At 35.1% G+C, this 20,178-nt stretch carries 14 protein-coding genes; all 14 read right to left on the bottom strand.

Features of this window, described 5'->3' with window-relative positions; all coding sequences use genetic code 11:
* Positions 1-33 precede the first annotated feature (33 nt).
* Complete coding sequence (locus VAHSUH02_RS06550; protein ID WP_105112049.1) at positions 34-7,077, bottom strand: ESPR-type extended signal peptide-containing protein; 7,044 nt, start codon at positions 7,075-7,077, stop codon at positions 34-36.
* Between the two features lie 361 nt (positions 7,078-7,438).
* Positions 7,439-7,759: a thioredoxin family protein gene (locus tag VAHSUH02_RS06555; protein WP_005376372.1), complete on the bottom strand. Its 321-nt coding sequence runs from the start codon at positions 7,757-7,759 to the stop codon at positions 7,439-7,441.
* A 9-nt stretch (positions 7,760-7,768) separates the two neighbouring features.
* Positions 7,769-8,143 (bottom strand): CoA-binding protein, encoded by a 375-nt coding sequence (locus tag VAHSUH02_RS06560; RefSeq protein WP_005376120.1) that lies wholly within the window; start codon positions 8,141-8,143, stop codon positions 7,769-7,771.
* 53 nt (positions 8,144-8,196) lie between these two features.
* A complete protein-coding gene (gene gluQRS, locus VAHSUH02_RS06565) occupies positions 8,197-9,144 on the bottom strand; it encodes a tRNA glutamyl-Q(34) synthetase GluQRS (RefSeq protein WP_005382749.1) in 948 nt (315 codons plus the stop codon).
* A 99-nt stretch (positions 9,145-9,243) separates the two neighbouring features.
* Positions 9,244-12,150, bottom strand: a complete 2,907-nt coding sequence (locus VAHSUH02_RS06570; protein ID WP_005382747.1) for an insulinase family protein — start codon at positions 12,148-12,150, stop codon at positions 9,244-9,246.
* Between the two features lie 223 nt (positions 12,151-12,373).
* A complete protein-coding gene (locus VAHSUH02_RS06575) occupies positions 12,374-12,691 on the bottom strand; it encodes a hypothetical protein (protein WP_038124353.1) in 318 nt (105 codons plus the stop codon).
* A gap of 8 nt (positions 12,692-12,699) precedes the next feature.
* Positions 12,700-13,929, bottom strand: coding sequence for an aspartate kinase (locus tag VAHSUH02_RS06580; protein WP_005382746.1), 1,230 nt, complete (start codon positions 13,927-13,929; stop codon positions 12,700-12,702).
* Between the two features lie 233 nt (positions 13,930-14,162).
* Positions 14,163-14,552 carry a class II SORL domain-containing protein gene (locus VAHSUH02_RS06585; RefSeq protein ID WP_005376230.1) on the bottom strand — a complete coding sequence of 130 codons (390 nt, stop codon included), beginning with the start codon at positions 14,550-14,552 and terminating at the stop codon, positions 14,163-14,165.
* 389 nt (positions 14,553-14,941) lie between these two features.
* The gene (cobO, locus tag VAHSUH02_RS06590) at positions 14,942-15,484 is read right to left on the bottom strand and encodes a cob(I)yrinic acid a,c-diamide adenosyltransferase (protein WP_005382745.1); all 543 of its coding nucleotides are present in this window, start codon (positions 15,482-15,484) and stop codon (positions 14,942-14,944) included.
* 82 nt (positions 15,485-15,566) lie between these two features.
* A complete protein-coding gene (locus tag VAHSUH02_RS06595; protein ID WP_005382744.1) occupies positions 15,567-16,940 on the bottom strand; it encodes a cobyrinic acid a,c-diamide synthase CobB in 1,374 nt (457 codons plus the stop codon).
* 71 nt (positions 16,941-17,011) lie between these two features.
* Positions 17,012-17,719, bottom strand: coding sequence for a precorrin-2 C(20)-methyltransferase (gene cobI / locus VAHSUH02_RS06600; RefSeq protein ID WP_005376046.1), 708 nt, complete (start codon positions 17,717-17,719; stop codon positions 17,012-17,014).
* Between the two features lie 92 nt (positions 17,720-17,811).
* On the bottom strand, positions 17,812-18,666 hold the full coding sequence (locus VAHSUH02_RS06605) for a sirohydrochlorin cobaltochelatase (protein ID WP_005382742.1): 855 nt from the start codon (positions 18,664-18,666) through the stop codon (positions 17,812-17,814).
* A gap of 208 nt (positions 18,667-18,874) precedes the next feature.
* The gene (locus VAHSUH02_RS06610; protein ID WP_005379180.1) at positions 18,875-19,756 is read right to left on the bottom strand and encodes a sirohydrochlorin cobaltochelatase; all 882 of its coding nucleotides are present in this window, start codon (positions 19,754-19,756) and stop codon (positions 18,875-18,877) included.
* A gap of 122 nt (positions 19,757-19,878) precedes the next feature.
* A complete protein-coding gene (locus VAHSUH02_RS09850; RefSeq protein ID WP_115342772.1) occupies positions 19,879-20,142 on the bottom strand; it encodes a DUF805 domain-containing protein in 264 nt (87 codons plus the stop codon).
* Positions 20,143-20,178 lie beyond the last annotated feature (36 nt).

The raw sequence follows: 20,178 nt of genomic DNA on the forward strand, positions 1-20,178 counted from the left end.
CAGGTATTCAGTGCCTACCTTTTGGGAGGTATCTTATTTAGTTGTCTTTTTAGCTACTTGAGGATTAGCAGCTAATACTTTTTCAAGCACTTCTTTAATTTCTTTATTTTGTGCTTCTAAGCTAGCAACCTTATCTTCTAGAACTTTTACAGTTGCAGGAGATGCTGGTTTGGAAGGTGCTGTAGGAGCGGAGCCAATACCGATAGTTACACCAGCATTTGCCATTACACCATTATCACCATCATAAGCAGCACCAGCGTGGAATAACAAATCAGGATTTGCATAATGAGCAACACCTAATGCAGTTGCTGTTTTACCTTTGTATGTACCAACAGCTGCCATGATTTGAGCTTTTTGGCCTTCATGGTATTCAATAGGTTTCAATGCTGCCAATGCGGCTGCAGATGCACCTACTGTTTTAACTTCACGTTCTACACTGCTAATGCGACGAGAGTTATCTTGAATTTGTGCTGTATGTTGTTCAATAGTTTCATGATCTTGCATTGTTAATGCACTTGCACGCAAGCTGTAATTTGCAGCTTCAGCTAATGTACTAATATCTGCAGTATTCTTGTTAACTTGTAAGCCCATTACATTGATACGTTCATTGTTTTCCAATGCAATCGCACCTACTGCCTTAGTTAATTTAGTATTGTCATTAACTTGATTTGTTACAGTAGCAATGCTTTGTGTATTTGTATTAACTTGTTTAGATACTTCTGTTACACGGTTATTAACAGTGTTAATATTAGTAGCATTTGCTTTCACAGATTCAGTAATACCAACAATAGCATTTGCATTAGTGGTTACACGGCTATCAATGTTTTTAATATTTTCTGTATTCACGCTAATATTCTTAGCATTTACATTGATATTATTGATATTCGTAGTAACTTGATTGGATACTTTAGCAATGTTAGTAGTATTTGCTGTTACTTGATTATTTACTTTTGTAATATTGTTTGTATTTTCAATAACGGATGAATTGATAGAGGCAATATTGTTAGTATTTTTGTTAACTTGAGCAGATACACTATTAATTGCTGCAGTATGTTCATCAACCTTGTTGATTACTTTTTGAACTGTTACATTAGTATTTTGAATTGCTTCAGCATTTTGTTTGATAGCAGCTTTGTTAATATTGATATTTTCAGTATTGTGTTTAATTCTATCAGTATTAACTTCTACTTGGCTTTGAACATTTTTAATGCGTTCTTCGTTAGCGTTAGCTTTGATTGTATTCGCATTAACTTGTTCTTTCACCTTAGATACATCAGCACTTACATTTTGCAAGTCTTTAATTGCTTGTGTATTTTTGCCAACTTGATCTTTCAAGCCAGATACATCTGTTTGAATACCGTTGATAATCTTAATATTGTTTTCAACTTTTGCATTCACAGTTGTTACATCAGATTTAATATTTGTTACATCAGATTTGATGCTTGTTACATCAGTCTTAATATTTGTAACTTGATTATTGATAGTCTTCACATCATTCTTGATGTTTTCAACATTGTTGTTCACAATATTAATCTTCGCATCAATCTTCGCATTGATGTTAGTAATATCATTCTTCACGATAGTTACATCAGCTTTGATATTGTTAACATTCTTTTCAACGTTTACTACATTAGCTTTAATATTGTTAATGTTAGAAGTGTTATTTTGAATATTTACAGTATTAGCATTGATTACACTATTTTGAGCTTTAATGTTGTTTGTAATATTTTCAACTTTCTTTTCAACATTAACGATTGTAGTGTTGCCTTTACCTACTTGACCTTTCAAGGATTCAATAGCTTTCGCATTAGAATCAACTTTACCATTCAAGTTACCAATAGCTGCTGCATTTGCATCGATACGAGTGGAGTTAGCATTTACCTTAGCAGAAACATCTGCAATGTTTGCTGTGTTACCTGCTACTTGTTTAGTTACACTAGCAATAGCTGTTGTATTATTAGTTACATCAGTGCGAATTGCTTTAATATCTGCTGTATTCACATCAACTTTACTATTAATATTAGCTACATTATTTTGAATAGCTGTAATAGATTTGCTATTGTTTTCAATAGCTTTTGCATTCGCATCAACTTTTACATTTACATTATTGATCTTACTATCAATCTTCGTATTGTTTTCAACAATCTTCGCATCGATATTTTTATCAACTTTGTTAATAATAGTTGTGTTGTTATTAGAAATTGCGGTCTTGATATCGTTTCTAATCACTGTATTATTGGCTTCAATCTTAGTATTGATTGTATTTTCTACATTTGTGATTGTTGTACCAATTTTACCATTCAATTTCTTGATAGCATCTTCATTAGCAGAGATACGTTCAGAATGATGAATAATGTTGCCATCAATGTAATCAAGACGTTGATCATGACGATCTACGCGAGCTTTAAGACCTGCTACATCACCTTTAACGCCATCAATCTTAACATTTACATCACCAATCTTCGTATTAATTGTGTTGTTAATTTGTTTGTTGTTTTCATTGATTTTTACATCAATATTTTTATCAACCTTGTTAAGAATTGTAGTGTTATTTTCAGTAATCTTGTTATCGATAGACTTATTAATAACTACATTATTTTCATTAATTTTGTTAGTAATAGTGTTTTCGATATTTGTGATTTGAGTACCAATATGGCCTTTTAATTCATCAATAGCTTTAGTATTGGATTTCACACCATCTTCTACAACACTGATACGTGTAGAATGATCTGCGATGTTATCTTGTAAGTAATCCAAACGTTGATCATGATGGTCTACACGTTTAGTAAGACCTGCTACATCACCTTTAACACCATCAACTTTAACATTTACATTGTTAATAGCTGTTGTATTCTTTGCAATATTAGTTGCATTTGCATCAACTTTTACATTTGTTGCATCAATACGTTTGCTATTATCTACGATAGCTTGTGCATTAACTGCGATGTTCTTAGTATTGTTTGCAATGTTAGTAGTATTATTTTCTACCTTAATATTTGTTTCATTGATGCGTTTGCTATTCTCTACAATAGCTTGTGCATTAACGGCGATGTTCTTAGTATTGTTTGTGATGTTAGTAGTATTATTTTCTACCTTACCATTGATATTAGTGATTTGAGTTTTAATATCGTTGATAACTGTAGAGGATTGACCTACTTTGCCTTTCAATTCATCAATAGCTTTAGCGTTGATATTGATATTCTTAGTATTATTTTCAATAGCAACCTTGTTGTCGCCGATAAACTTACGGTTTTCAAGAGCAATTGTGCCAGCTACATTAATATCTTTTGTATTTTGATCTACCCGTTTAGTTAAGCCATCTAAATCGCCTTTAATACCATCAACTTTTACATTCACATTATTAATAGCTGTTGTATTAGCATCTACTTTAACATTTATTTCATTGATACGTTTACTATTATCTACGATAGCCGCTGCATTAGCATCTACTTTAACGTTTGTTTCGTTGATACGTTTACTATTATCTACGATAGCTTGTGCATTAACAGCGATGTTCTTAGAATTGTTCGCAATGTTAGTAGTGTTATTTTCTACCTTAACATTTGTTTCATTGATGCGTTTGCTATTATCTACGATAGCTTGTGCATTAACAGCGATGTTCTTAGTATTATTTGTAATGTTAGTAGTGTTATTTTCTACCTTATCATTGATATTAGTGATTTGTTTTTTAATATCGTTGATAACAGTAGAGGATTGACCTACTTGACCTTTCAATTCATCGATAGCTTTAGCATTGATATTGATATTCTTAGTATTGCTTGCAATGTTAGTAGTATTAACCTTTACATTATCTTCAACAGCACTAATGCGGGTAGAGTGATATACAATATTGCCTTCTAAGTAATCTAAACGTTGATCATGACGATCTACACGACCTTTGAGACCATCCAAGTCGCCTTTAAGACCATTTAAATCACCTTTAACACCATCAATCTTAACATTTACTTCCCCAATCTTAGTATTGATTGTATTGTTGATTTGTTTGTTATTTTCGTTGATTTTTACATCGATGTTTTTGTCAACCTTATTAAGGATTGTTGTGTTATTTTCATTGATTTTAACATCGATATTTTTATCAACTTTATTAAGAATTGTAGTATTGTTGTTAGTGATTGCAGTATTGATATCATTTCTAATCACCGTATTGTTAGCTTCAATCTTAGCATTGATTGTATTTTCCACATTAGTGATTGTAGTGCCAATTTGACCTTTTAATTTCTTGATATCATCTTCATTAGCACTAATACGTGTGGAGTTATCTTCAATATTGCCTTGCAAGTAGTCTAAACGTTCGTCATGACGATCTACGCGTTTAGTAAGACCAGCTACATCACCTTTAACACCATCTACACGGACATTAACATTATTGATTGCTGTTGTATTAGCATCAATTTTCTTGTTAACATCAACGATATTAGCATCGATTTTCTTACTCAAGTCGATAACATTATTATCAATCTTTGTGTTGATTTCAGTTACTTTGTTATCAATCTTAGTATTGATTTCATTAACTTTATTATCTACCTTTGTATTGATAGTTACATCATTCTTATCAATCTTAGCATTAATTTCGTTAACCTTGTTATCAATCTTAGTATTGATTTCGTTTACTTTATTATCAACTTTTTTGTTGATAGTAATATTATTATTATCAATTTTTGTATTGATAACATTTACATTGTTATCGATTTTCTTGTTAATAATATTTACATTATTATCAATATTTGCATTGATTTCAGTTACTTTGTTATCAATTTTTTGATCAATAGCAATTACTTTATTGTCAATCTTAGTATTGATTTCTGTAACCTTATTATCAATCTTAGTATTGATTTCATTAACTTTATTATCTACTTTTGTATTGATAGCAATGTCATTTTGATCAATCTTTTTATTGATGTTTGTAATATCATTTTTAATATTGTTAATATCTACTTGAACGTTGCCAATATTTTGACCAACTTTACCCTTCAAATCAGCAATATCCTTTGTATTGATATTGACTTGATTTGTAGTATTGCTCAAATCAGTCTTGATATTCTTAACATCATTTTCTACAGCTTGTAAACGACCTTCATGGTTGCTCATAGCTTCAAGTACGTTGTTAATACGGTTGTTATTACTATTAACTGTATTAGTTAAGTTTGTAATAGCTGTCGCATTTTTATTAATGTTTGTAGTATTATTCGCAATATTTACTTCATTAGCAGCAATGCGTTTGCTATTATCTACAATTTTAGTTGTATTGCCATCAACCTTAGTGTTTACATTGTTAATTGTAGTGTTAACATTATTAATCTTAGCATCAACATCAGCATTCACTTTATTGATAATAGTTGTGTTGTTAGCATTAATTTCATTTTTGATTGTCTTATTGATTTCGACATTATTTTGTTTAATGCTATTATCAATGTTAGCGTTAATAACTGTGTTATTAGCGTTGATTTTATTATCAATATTAGTATTTACTGTATTGATAATATTTGTTTTACTATTATCAATTTTAATGTCTACATCTTTATTGATTTGATTAATAATCTTAGTGTTGTTTTCATTAATCTTATTATCAATTGTTGTGTTGATGTTGTTGATAGTAGTACCAACTTTACCTTTCAACTCTTCGATAGCTTTTTTATTATCATTGATGTCTTTTTTGTTATCGCCGATAAGTTTACGGTTTTCTATCGCAATAGTATTGTTGAAAGTGATATTTTTAGTGTTTTCGTTAACTTGTTTAGACAAGTCAGCAATAGACTTGCTGTTATTGTTAACGTTAACAGTCAAGTTATTGATAGCTTTACTATTAGCATCTACCTTAACATCTACCTTGTTAATATTCGCTTGTAATTCGTTTTTAACATTAGCAATATTTTGATTGATTTTTACATTATTTTCGTCAATCTTATTAACAATTGTTTTGTTAATTTCAACATTATTCGCTTCAATGCTATTTTTGATATTATTGTTAATAACAGTGTTATTAGCATTAATTTCATTCTTAATAGTCTTGTTGATTTCTACATTGTTAGCATTGATTTCATTTTTAATGTTGTTATTAATAACAGTATTGTTGTTTTGAATACTTTCATTAATAGTTTTGTTTACTGTATTGATGATAGACGTATTATTCTTTTCAATCTTAGCATCAATATTTTGGTCTACTTTATTAATGATTGTTGTATTGTTATTTTCAATCTTAGCATCAATATTTTGATTTACTTGATTAATAATCGTTGTATTGTTATTTTCAATCTTATTATTAATCGTTTGATCAATATTTTGATTTACTTGATTGATGATAGTAGTGTTATTATTTTGAATTTCTTTTTTGATGTTGTTATTTACTTGATTAATAATATTCTTATTATTTTCTTCAATTTTAACATCAATTTTTGCGTTTACAGTATTGTTTACTTGATTAATAACATTGTTAGTAACCTTGTTGATAACATTTTTAGTTACATTATTTGTAACTTTGTTTTCAATGTTTTTCACACTGTTATTAAGTGTATCAACTTTTACATTAAGATTATTAATCGCTAATGTATTTTTAGATACCTTATCAGCTAAACAATAGAATTTACTATTAAGGCAGTTAACATTACCTTTCAATACGCTAATATTGTAAGTATTTTGGTTAACTTGATTTTTAATATTAGTTAAATCAACAATAACCTTACCAGAGCCTTGTTTTTGAGATTGTTGGCCCCATTGTTGTTGGTCTTGTTGTTGCCATTGTTGACCTTGTTGTTGATTTTGTTGGCTTTGTTGCCATTGTTGTTGATCTTGTTGATCTTGTTGATGTAAATCAATTGGTTGTTGTTCAACTGCTTGACTACCTTGGCCAGGTGTTAACCATTTTTGACTACCAATAAGATCAGTTCTATACCAATCTGCAGGTGTGGATGCAGAAGCAATGCCTCCACCCAAACTGGCACTTAACAAAATTGCAGCTACAATTGTAGTTGCTGTTTTTTGATGCGACTTAGCTAACTCAGATGTTACTACATATGCATTCTTAGTCGCACTCCATACTACTTTGAATACCTTATTCATATTAAGTTCCCTCCCAACTTATGCGGCTCTCACCCCGCACAGATGAAATAAATGAAAAATACCGGAATATACTTCACTAAATATTCACAATATCTAATTAAATACTAGCACAAGATATTTTAAAATTAAAGCGTTTTTTTAATAAGTTAAACTTATGCTTCATATTTTACTCATCGTTTTATATGGCAATAATCTTGAAAAAGCCTTGTTTATCAAATTTTTCCGATATAGAAATTTTCCTCTTCATTTTATATTTAATTAATATTTTTACTTGTATTTTTATTTACACAGATAAAAAAGGCCTATCAATGTATATGTATACATTAATAGGCCTTATATATTTTACCGTTTATTAATCTAATTAGAATTTAGATTCGATAGCACCTTGCAAATCACCTTTTGGTAAGAAACCAATTTTACGATCTACTACTTCGCCATCTTTCAAAATTACAAATGTAGGTAATACTTCTACTTGTAAATCACGTGCCAAGCTTGGTTCTTCATCAGCATTTACTTTTACAAAGTTTGCTTTACCTTCTAGTTCACCAGCGATTTCTTCAATAACTGGCATCATACGTACACAGTAACCGCACCATGGTGCCCAGAAATCAATAACTGTTACGCCACCTTGATTAAGAAGATCTTGATATTCTGCTGTTTTTAACTCTTTTAATTCGCTCATTATTTCCTCCTAAGGCAATTGAACTAATACACAATCTTGAATGTAATCCAAACCTACCTCTTTAGCCTTAGCTAAAACTGCTGGTTTATCCGCACCTGGTTGTAACCAAATCATCTTAATGCCCAATTGTTTACATTCATCAATTGCTGCAAGCCCAGCTGCTTCTGGTACAACAAAATCAACAACGCTAGGAACAACTGGCAACGAAGATAGACTTGGATAACAAGTATCGCCATCGATACTCGTTACATTTGGATTAACCGGATAGACTTCATATCCATGCTCTTTTAAGCACTTATAAATCTTATACCCAAACTTATCGGTTTTATGAGTGGCACCTATTACAGCCCAAACTTTTTCAGCTAATGCATCTTTAATAGTCATTCTTACCACCTCTTATATACTATTATATATCAATATCGAAAATTGTCAATATATTATATCGATTTTTTTAAAACAATATGTTTACAGCCTAACTCTTCGGTTCGCGCTGTATATGTTAGTAATGATTCTAACGAAACACTTGGCGCATCACATTTAGGTATAAATCCTGCCAATACAGCTAATTCTCCCAAAATGCGTTCTGCAGTCCACCCCATATCTCTCAATTCTTTTACAGTTATACTTTTCTGCCGTTTTGAAAGCCTATGTCCATCGTTATCTATGAGCAGCGGTGCATGGCCATAGCAAGGAGGCTCAGCATGTAACGTGCGGTACAAATACATTTGTTGAGCCGTAGTTTCCAGTAAATCGTGCCCCCGAATGATTTCAGTAATCCCCATTGCTATATCATCTAGTACGACCGCTAAATTATAGGCATACATGCCATCCCCACGGCGCAATACAAAATCATCAACACCATGGCGCAATACAAAATGCTGCAGACCTTGGTATATATCGTTGAAATCCATAGTAGAATCAGTCACCTTAATACGCATTGACGGATTTTTTTCTAATCTTTTCAATTTCACTGTGGCACTATTTAAACTACGACAATGTCCATCATAATGATGAACGACTTCACCTCGATGAGGTGCAGAAGCAATGGATTGCAAGCGAGTACGATTACAAAAACATGGATAGATTAGACCTGTATTCTCTAATCGTTGTAAGACCTCATCATACATTGGCAACCGTTCACTTTGCCAATACGATAGTTCCGGTCCACCCACACGAGGGCCCTCATCCCATTCAAAGCCAAGCCATTCTAAATCATCTAGCAAGGCTTCGCCAAAAGAACTCTTAGAGCGCTGCATATCGATATCTTCCATGCGTACCACATAGGTACCATGTTGGTTACGGGTCGATATATACGACAAAAGGGCGATCCACACATTCCCTAGGTGGATATACCCCGTTGGGCTAGGTGCGAATCGTCCTTTCATAAATAGTATCTCCTTATATGCACTCTAATAATATACTATATATTAATACAATATTATATTAACACATGGTGAGGATAGCCTCAGTTTACAAACTATACATTAGCCAAGGGATACAATGCTATCAAAGACACCAGCATCTTTGATTTTTTGTTCGTTACCCATAGAGCAAATATGATTATCCTTTAACACAGGTTCTACCACATCTGCAAGAGCTACGATATCTTCTGGCTTACAGGCAATGACTTGTTTTCTAAATGCTACCTTATCTTGGATATTGGCACCACTAAAGTATAGCCCCATGGCACGAGGGCCACGCAATGCAGGTGTCATTGGTAAATCAAGACCACTCATAGTGCCGATAATATATTTACGCATTTCTCGATCTGTTAATGTAAATTGACGTAAGTATTCAGGTAACACTTTATATACATTAAGTGTTTCCACAAGATTTGGATCTCGATAGCTACAGAAAATCATATTACCATCGTCGTAGAAGTTAGCAAATGCGCCATAGGCCCCACCTTGGACACGAATGCGAATCCATAAGTATTCATAACGCAAGATTGTTTCTAATACGCTCATAGCACCAACATGAGTAAATCCATGATCGATGAAATTACCACCTTGTGCCACATATTGAACCTTACCAGCTGTGACAATACCTTCATTGCTCGTTGTATGTTCTATGGTTAACACATTATTTGGCAATTCCTCCGCATTCCAAGTACTGAGCAATGGTTCCATTAACTCTGTAAATGGTACTAATTCTTGTTCTTTACCTACGAACATGATTTCTACATTGTTAGAACGGAAAATCTTGCGAGCTACATCAGCTAATTTTTCTGGCAATAATGGTAATGCTGCAGGATTAGTAGCTAATTCGCTGATTTTTTGATAATACCCTAAGTTACCGTCATCGCGGAATTTACCAACCTTTGATACCTTAGCCATTACGCGTTGACTAACGATGGTGTTTCCTCTACGGAACGCCTCATTATCCCAAATAGCTTTGCCTTCTTGTACAAGTTCTGTTAAACGCGTTACATCGGTGTATTGAGCATCGTGAATAACTTCATTTACGATATTACACAATTCAGGTAATTTAGCATGCAATACCTTACTACGTACAACCATGAGCGGTACGAATTCATCTCGTTGTCCTGCTTTACTAATGCCTGTAATATCAGCACTCAAACCACCAAGATTTAGATTGATTAATTTTGCCAAATCTTCATAAGAACGTTTGGATGTATCTACGCGGCCGATGATATCACTTAAGATATCTGCATAGAATAATTCGTCCTCAGTGAGGCAATCTAGCTTAAAATAGTAAGCCACATAGTTGATGCCCTTTGTGAAAGTAGGAACAAAATGAAGTTTTGTATGACCAATCGTACTTTCACGACGTTCCACATCTTCCACTTCTGGACTCAAATCAGATAATTCTAAAAGTGGAATAGTAGCTAGCGCTTCTTCACTATCTGGTGTCTCTTGACGAAGTTTAAGGCGTTTTGTTTGTTCAACGATACCTTCTAGCTCATCTTGTGACATAGAAGCTTTGATAGCTGCTAATTGTTCCTTAACATCTGCATCCTTTTTATCTTGCAATCCTTGTTCAGGATACAAGGATACGAGAGACTTATGATGATTATCTAATATAGAATGACGAATCAAATCCTCAAAGTAAGAACCTTGAAGGCCTTTGCGAATATTAACTAATGCTTCTTCATAATGCAACAACTCAATTGGATCCTTACCGTATAACCAATTGTCCATCATGCGGATAACATAAGCTAAACCGATTGGACGACCACCAAAGTCGCTTTCACGAAGGGTAAACTCAATGCTATTAAGAGAAGCCTCTAATAATTCCTTATCGATGCCATCCTTACAAAATTGTTGTAATGTAGATTCAACAATCTCTTGTAATTGGCCTTGTTTATCCATATTAGAACCGCTAGCTTGAACAACCCAAATTGGTTGACGGATGCTATCTAGGTAATAACCAGATACATCAGAACCAATGCCGGCTTTCACCAATGCTTGTTTTAAAGGTGCTGCAGGAGATGTTAATAAAGCATGTGTTAACACCTCAAAAGCAAGGCTTTGTTCCGGTGTTACATCGAGCAATACATAGGAGAATGCATGTAATGTACGATTATCCGTACTTTCATCAGAACCTACACTATAAGGATATGTAATCACTTTACCTTTCTTAAACGGAGCCTGCTCAGTCACCTCAGTATCGATTTCAATAGCATCGAAATGGCTCAAATATTCATCGTTGATAAAGCGCAATTGTTCTTCGATATTCATTGTGCCATATAGGAAAATATAGCTGTTGGATGGGTGATAGTACACATCGTAGAATTTCTTGAATTTTTCGTAAGTCAAGTCCGTAATATTATCTGGATTACCACCGGAGTCCACGCCATATGTTGTATCAGGGAACAAGGAATGCATCAATTCGCGTTCTAGTACTGAATCAGGAGAGGAGTAAACCCCTTTCATCTCGTTGAATACAACGCCCTTATACGTTAACTCATCATCAACAGAATCAAGCTCATAATGCCAACCTTCTTGCATCATAATTTCTGGATCCTTTGCTGCCCGTGGATAGAAAACAGCATCGAGGTATACATCCATTAAATTGTGGAAATCCTTGTCATTCTTGCTTGCTACAGGATACATCGTTTTATCCGGATAGGTCATAGCATTCAAGAATGTATTCAAAGAACCTTTTACAAGTTCTACAAATGGTTCTTTTAATGGAAATTTACGAGAACCACAAAGCACAGAGTGCTCCATGATATGAGCGACACCTGTGCTATCTTGAGGAGTTGTTCTAAAGGCAATATTAAATACTTTATTAGTGTCTGGTGAGTCAATATAAATAAGACGAGCACCAGATTTTTCATGTTTCATTTCATAGGCTGTACCATTGATTTCATCAATACGTTCTATGCGATCAAGGCGAAAACCAGAATATATTTTATTCAGTTCCATAGATACCCTTCTTTCTAATTTGTTTATAATGTATATATATATGTAAAATCTTAATCTATTATTGACTATCTATTATACCACATTACGAAGATTTACACGAATTTTCAAGAATTATTATCAAATTACAAGGATTATCTATAACTTATTCTTATTTATGAGATATAAATATCGCATATAATAACAAAATAAATCAGGACACCCTTATAGGAGTGTCCTGATTTTATTATTTATCTTGTTTGATTTGCCACTTTTGATTGCGTCGACTTGTCAAAAGCCCTTCGAGAACAACCTCAAATTGGCGAAAACTCATTGTATAGGGAGCATACATATCTGGTACTACCTTATAAGATATGGTCACCTCTGACGCATCATAATTATAAAATATACCATGTAAATTGCTCACTGTTGTATAGCCTGTCTGTGCTTGCTCTAATGTGGGAATAGGTTGTGTTTTTAAATTCGCTAATAAATCGCTAATAAAACCTTCCTTACGCCCTTGATCATCGAGCATTTCATCCATAAATGTGCGTAGACTATCCATCATGTATGTTAGCCTCGTTCGTTTAACAAAAGACCATTATGAATAACACGAACTGCATCTTTTACGCGGTTTTGTGCAACCAAGCAAGAAATACTGATTTCAGAAGTACTGATGATTTCAATATTGATACCTTCTTTACTAAGGATATCAAACATTTGAGCAGCTACGCCAGGTTGCCCCAACATACCAGCGCCAATGATAGATACTTTTGCCATATTTTCGTCAATATTAACAGCTTCGATATCAACAGTTTGTTGTAATTCTTTCAACACTTCACGTGCCAATACCACATCATCAAGAGCAATTGTAAAGATAAGGTCAGTTTTAGGTTCACCTACGGAACGAATAGATTGAACAATCATATCCACATCAACATTTTTTTCTGCTAATGCTTTGAATACTTTTGCTGCAATACCAGGTTTATTTTCAACGCCCACAAGAGCTACTTTTGCTGTATTTGTATCATCGGCTACGCCTGTAATTACGTGTTTATTAGATTCCACGGTATAATCCTCCCGAATAATTGTGCCTGTATTATTACTGAATGTAGAACGAACATGAATTGGTACACCATAACGGAAACCCATTTCAACAGCACGCGGTTGCATTACGCCTGCACCTAAACGTGCCATTTCAAGCATTTCGCCATACGTAACTTCTTCTAGTTTAAAAGCTTCCTTTGCTACGCGAGGGTCAGTAGAGTATACACCTTCTACATCTGTAAAGATTTCACATACATCGGCGTTCATAGCGCCTGCTAAAGCAACCGCTGTTGTATCAGAACCACCACGGCCTAATGTTACCATGTCACCGTATTCGGTAATACCTTGGAAACCGGCAACAACAACGATATTGCCTGCATCCAATGCTTCGAATACACGATTAGGATCTACACCTAAAATACGACCCTTATTAAAGTTATCACTACTTGTAATACCTGCTTGATCACCAGTTAAAGAAATAGCCTTTTGACCGCGTTCATTAAACGCCATAGCCATCAATGCAATCGTTACTTGTTCGCCAGTAGACAACAAGCGGTCCATTTCACGACCATATGGTTTAGATGTTACTTGTTTTGCCAAAGATACCAAGTCATCTGTTGTATCCCCCATAGCGGATACAACTATTACAATGCGATCGTCCTCTTTCTTTTCATGAAGGACACGATCAACGATATTAAATATTTTTTCAGGTGTTGCAACAGAACTGCCACCAAACTTTTTGACGATTAATGCCACTATTATCCCTCATTTATCATTGTACTAAAAAATAACATGCATATACTTTACCACAAAACAAACCGCACTGTAAAGGGATATACAGGTATTTTTCCACCATAAAAGAACAAATTTCTTTTTATAGCGGACATACATTATATTTATAATCAATAGTTAATGTTCGTGATGTGTCATATTCTCTATACAAAAAAGACCAGCCCTAAGGCTGGCCTTTTACAGTCAAATACAATCTATTATTCAACTACGATAGCTTTTTCAGATTCCCATAAACCATGGATGTTGCAGTAAGATACAGCAATCAATTTACCAGATTTATTCAAGGATACTGCCAATGTACCTGCGGAAACTGCATGTACAGGACCTTCGTTTGCTGTTGCACCGTCACCATGAACGTTGAAAGATAATTCGCCAACTTCGTAAGGCAATTGAGTACCTTCAGCTACGAAGTACAATTTAATCCATTCAATGTGATGTTCTACAGTGTTTGGATGAGCAATGTCTTTACCAACAGATAATTTTACGTCGAATGCTTCACCTGCTTTTACTTTATCAGCAGCTTCGATAACAGGAACGTGTTTTTCAGTAGCGAAATCGCCAGATTTAATGTAATCATGTACAGCCATAGTTAACCTCCTGGTTATAGTTATATACATACTTAATGTCTAAGAATATTAGCACCTTGTGCTTATGACTATATTATACATTTTCGATATAGTTTAATCAAGGACTTTTTCGAAAATTTTCTATTTATTTGTGAAGTGATGTGGGCGGTGGCTCCATCGGCCGGGTCTTCCTAACGGAAGGGCCAAAAGTCGCCACCGCCCACATCACTTCACAGCACTCTAGGAAATTTTCGGAAAACTCCATGGTGAGAGGGAAACACCGGCCGGGTCTGTCCCATAGGGACAGGGCCAAAGTCGCCTCCGGAGGCCTACTATTGCTACATCATATAAAACTTTCTAGTATCACAAAAAAAGAGTGTGCGTCGGCCAAGCCTAGCACACTCTTTCTCTTAAAACTCAATTCCTTTTGCCGCTTTTATGCCTTTTTCATAAGCGTGTTTTACTACGTTCATTTCGGTCACTGTATCAGCGATGTCGATGATTTCAGGTTTTGCATAGCGGCCTGTTAGGATAACATGTAGTCGTTCTGGTTTTTGTTTAAGCATATCTACAACGGAGTTAACATCGATGAGTTCATAGTTAATGGCATTGTTGATTTCGTCCATAACGATGAGATCCCATTTGTCGGAGTTGACTTCTTCTACTAGTGTTTTCCACGCTTCTTGAGCTGCTACTTTATGTTTTTCTAATTCTTCTACAGTAACTTTATCTCGGTTGTAGTAGATAAATCCTTTGCCCATGGATTTAATGGTAACCGCATCTCCCAGTTTTTTCAGACCTTCTAGTTCACCATAACCATGACCGCTTTTGATGAATTGTAGAATCAAAACTTTCAAGCCTTGTCCTACGGCGCGTAAAACAACACCTAAAGCGGCTGTTGTCTTTCCTTTACCATTACCTGTATTTACGAGAATTAAACCACGTTCACTCATTTCTATACTCCTATTATCTATGTCACACTATGTAGGGCTGCATCTATAGTTAATATAACAATTAAATACTAATATAATAGATTTATTTAGTATGACCAAAGGCTTCACACATATCTACAAAATGCTTAGCTCCTTCAAGAGAACCAGCAAAGTTAAGATGTAGATAGGATGCCAACACATTATCGGTAGCATACCCGCCATCATAGGACTGCGGTTTACGCCCCCCTTCTAAATGAAAGGCCCATGGGAAATCTTCAATGGTTGGTTCCATGGTGGAGAAATGGAATTCATGACCATGCAAAGCTGTTCCTGTATTGCCAAGTAATGTATTGCGTTTAGCCGTTGCCGTTACATATCCTACCTTTTGCAGTTTTTGTTGCATTACACAATTGGCAGGCACAACACCAACTGTATCAAACACATTACCATCAAAATCGTGAATATGTTCACAAAGGTACATAAGGCCACCACATTCAGCATAGATAGGCATACTACATTGATTAGCTTTACGGATTGATTCCTTCATGGCCGTATTTTCGGATAAAGCCTGCAAGAACATTTCAGGGAAACCACCGCCAAATACAAGGCCATCTACATCAGGAATAGCGCTATCTTTTAAAGGGCTAAAGTAAACTAGCTCAGCGCCTTGAGCTTCAAGGGCAGATAAGCTGGCTGGATAGTAGAACGAAAAGGCTTCATCATAAGCAACGCCAATTTTTGTTCGTTTGGTAACCCCCTTGGTTATATCAATCGGTGCCGGCATAGGTGCTGCACTGGCCGCTACCTTATAGAGTGCCTCTAAATCTACCATAGATTCCACGGCATGCTGAATCGTTGCAATAGCCTCTGTAGGGTCAACTTCTGTAACCGGTGTCAAACCAAGATGACGTTCAGGAGAATGCATGCGATCATCACGGCGTATAGCACCAATAACAGGAACGCCAATTTTCTCCATACCTTCACGGACCATGCGTTCATGATTATCGGAACCTAAACGATTCAAAATGACGCCTTTAAAATCCACATCTTTATCATACTCTCTAAAGCCCATGGCAATGGCTGCCGCGCTTTCACCCATGGCCTTACAATCGATAACGAGCACAACAGGAGCACCTAATTGCTTAGCAATTTGAGCCGTACTGCTCACACCCTCTCGGCCACCATCATACAGCCCCATAACGCCTTCAATAATGGCCAGATCTGCATCGCCCGCCATGGATGCAAAAAATGTTGGCAATGTATCCGGTGGAACTAACCAAGAATCTAAATTATAACTTTCACGGCCCGATGCAATTTTATGAAAGCCCGGATCGATATAATCCGGGCCCACTTTAAAGGATTGCACCCCATGGCCACTTGCTCGATACGCTGCGAGAAGGCCCGCAACAATAGTCGTTTTGCCGACACCGGAATTGGTACCAGCTATAACAACACGTGGAATGGGTACAGTATTCATATGTATTACCTCTTATTAATACTATCTATACGGCTTTCACTAAAAGCATTCAGATATCAGAGTATAGTCAATTAACGATCTTTACGTTTTGCCAAAATTGTGGACAAATAGTTTAATTTCTTGTCCTTAGGCATATTATCAAGACCTACGAAAACTTGTTCATCCGGCAAGCCAACGCGAGAAATCATAACCGCGTCGTCAGCCATATTGTGTTTCAACAATACTTCTTGCACTTCATCAAAGTTTTTATACACCTTCATGATAACTGCATCATCGGCAACAGCCATAACAGCATCAATTTTTTCCTTAGGTGCAGTGGCTGGAACGATAGCCAAAACCTCTTCTTTTTCTACGATTGGATAGCCAAGATGGGAACCAATGGCACAGAATGCAGTGATACCAGGAATTGTTTCAATTTCAAAGCCTGTATTTTCAATCAAACGATATACGTACATATATGTACTATAGAACATTGGATCGCCAAGTGTTAAGAAAACAACATTTTTACCTTGTTCTAAATAAGATACGATAACGCGCTTAGCCTCTTCCCAACCTTCTTGTTGTGTAGCATCATCGAGCACCATTGGGAATACAACTGGAACGATTTCAGTATGTTCTTGAATGTATGGTTTCGCAATATTAAGGGCTACAGAACCATCTTTCTTTTCTGTTTTAGGTGTAATGATAACGTCTGCTTCGCCTACAATACGCGCAGCTTTCACAGTCATTAATTCAGAGTCCCCAGGACCAACACCTATGCCATATAATTTACCTTTCATGATGATTCTCCTATTCTATATTTCAATATGATTAACATTACTATTATACCTAATTTATTAAATATATTCAAAATGTTTGTGAAAGTCTACTCTTATTTCACATTCGGAATCGCTGGTCGATGACTGCTGCGCTTACCGTATATATCATCGATACAATCTTGAATATGTTGGCAATAGATATCTTGAATTTCTGTATATTCACCGAGGGCATGATGCATTTCTTCTACTTCATAACCAGCCTCTTTCAATACATTGACTACACTATCCTCTTCATCGCCAAATAAATCATTAAGCGCATGATCGCCAAGTACAAGGAGCAATGGGTGCACATAAATCTTATTAGGTTTCTTACCATCAAGCCATTCCCAAGGTACGGCCACATCCTCTACATAAGGAGCATTTTCCAAAGTGGCTACACGAACATGATTAAGGCCACTGCGAATCAATTGGTATTGCAAATAACCATATGCAGAATTACCAGAGCCTAAACCACCGTGACCAACTAATAATAAACCATCTTCATTGCTGACGGATAAGGATGTAACAAATGTGTCGATTAAAATTTGATAATCATTCGGGTGTTCTTCTTGGCCCATATAGTATACCAATGGTCTGCCTACTCGCAATGTATTCAGTTCTTGTGCCCGTTCGTGATTTAAAATATTATGTTTCAACTTATCAAATTCTTCACCACCAGTGAAGTGCAATGGTTGTACATAAATATCTGTATATCCTTCACCAATGAGAGCATCTAATGCGCCTTGCTCTGTAGGAATTTCAATACCACGGTCTCGTAAACGTTTTACAATGATACGCGATGAAAAGGCTAAACGCACTTCATAATCTGTATATCTCTCTTTAATACGGTTTACAACAGCATCAATTTGATGTTCACGAGCGGAATCAACTGTTGAGCCAAAGGCCACTACTAATATAGCTTGTTTCATAACGGTCTCCTTATCAAATATAATTCACTATTCATCATACCACACGCATTGCCATAGTTGGATACCATACCCCGTATAAAGGTAATATTATAATTAACTTTCATACCCATATTGATGGATAACAAAAAGCATCCGCCCCTAAAGGTGGATGCTTTTTGAAGATAGTGTGTATTTATGAGAGAGTTTATATACAACCTTACCAGAAGTATTAAGAAATCATTCCTTGTGCTTCTATACGGGAAGGTCGAATAACAGTTTGATATGATTCGCGTTGAGAGCTACGTTTTCTATCAGACATACGAATCGCTTGACCTAAATGTTTCAAGAATAAATCTTGTACATATGGATTTTCACCTAGGCCTTCATTCCAAATATCTACGTTGTACCCTTGTTCTGTCAAAAGTGCATAAATAGAATCGGAACGATCACCGCCAAGATAATCCATTAAATGAGTAGAACCAATCAAAGCCAATGGTACAACGAGTACATCTTTATGCCCCATTCTATCTACCAATGTTAAGGCTTGCTTAAATGTAGGGAACCCATTTGTGGTAAATACTGCTACATTAGGAGCAGAACCATACATGGCTTTCAATTGTAATGTAGAGAATTCCAATTGATTTTGTCCATTTGCCATCAATAAAACCGATTTATTGAGAGATTTAGTATTAATATGACGCATGATGCCATCTAATGTAGCTTCATAATCATCAGCGTAATTTTTAACACCTAATGATGTTAATAAGGGTTTACCGATATTAACTTGAGAGAAATTATATTCACTGCTATGTAAGAACTTAAGTGCTTGCTTACGCATTTGTTGATAGCATTGATCCGCTACGAGAGTAATCGGCTGAATATATACCTCATCAATTCCCTTGCGGCTAAATTCTTGCATGACGTCGGTGAAAGAAGCAATCGTATCATCATATTTTTCATTCCACTTTTCCACTAATGCATCAGACAAAAATACACGTCGTACCTCTACATCTCTGTATAAGGAACGAACTTTAGACTCTATAGTGCCAATGGATGTTTCCACTGCTTCTTTATAAATTGATCCAAAGGATGCAATGATTATACCTTTCATATGTGACCTCCATATACCCATATATATGAAACAATTTTCATAAATGAAAATTGTTATCAACTACCATGTACTAATCATACAAGATTGATGCATGAAAGTCAATGAGAAATATTATCATATAATTATTTTGAAGATTCTATATATTGCCAGGATCCTTTTACTAGTAATAAATATATTACATAGACATTTACATAAGGTATAAATAGACCAAAAATCCAAAACGCACTACTATAAGAATCATGTAACCGCTGAATTAGTACTTTTAATACATATAGAAAACACCAAATCAAAAAAATAGCTACCATAAAAACTAAGAATATACTTTTTAGTATTATTGTAGGTAAAATACTTCCTAATGAATAAATTAACATTAAAGGAAAACTCATCTAAAAATTTCTCAAATCCACCAAAGTCAATTCTAA

The organism is Veillonella atypica KON (assembly GCF_002959915.1).
GTDB classification, from domain to species: Bacteria; Bacillota; Negativicutes; order Veillonellales; family Veillonellaceae; genus Veillonella; species Veillonella atypica.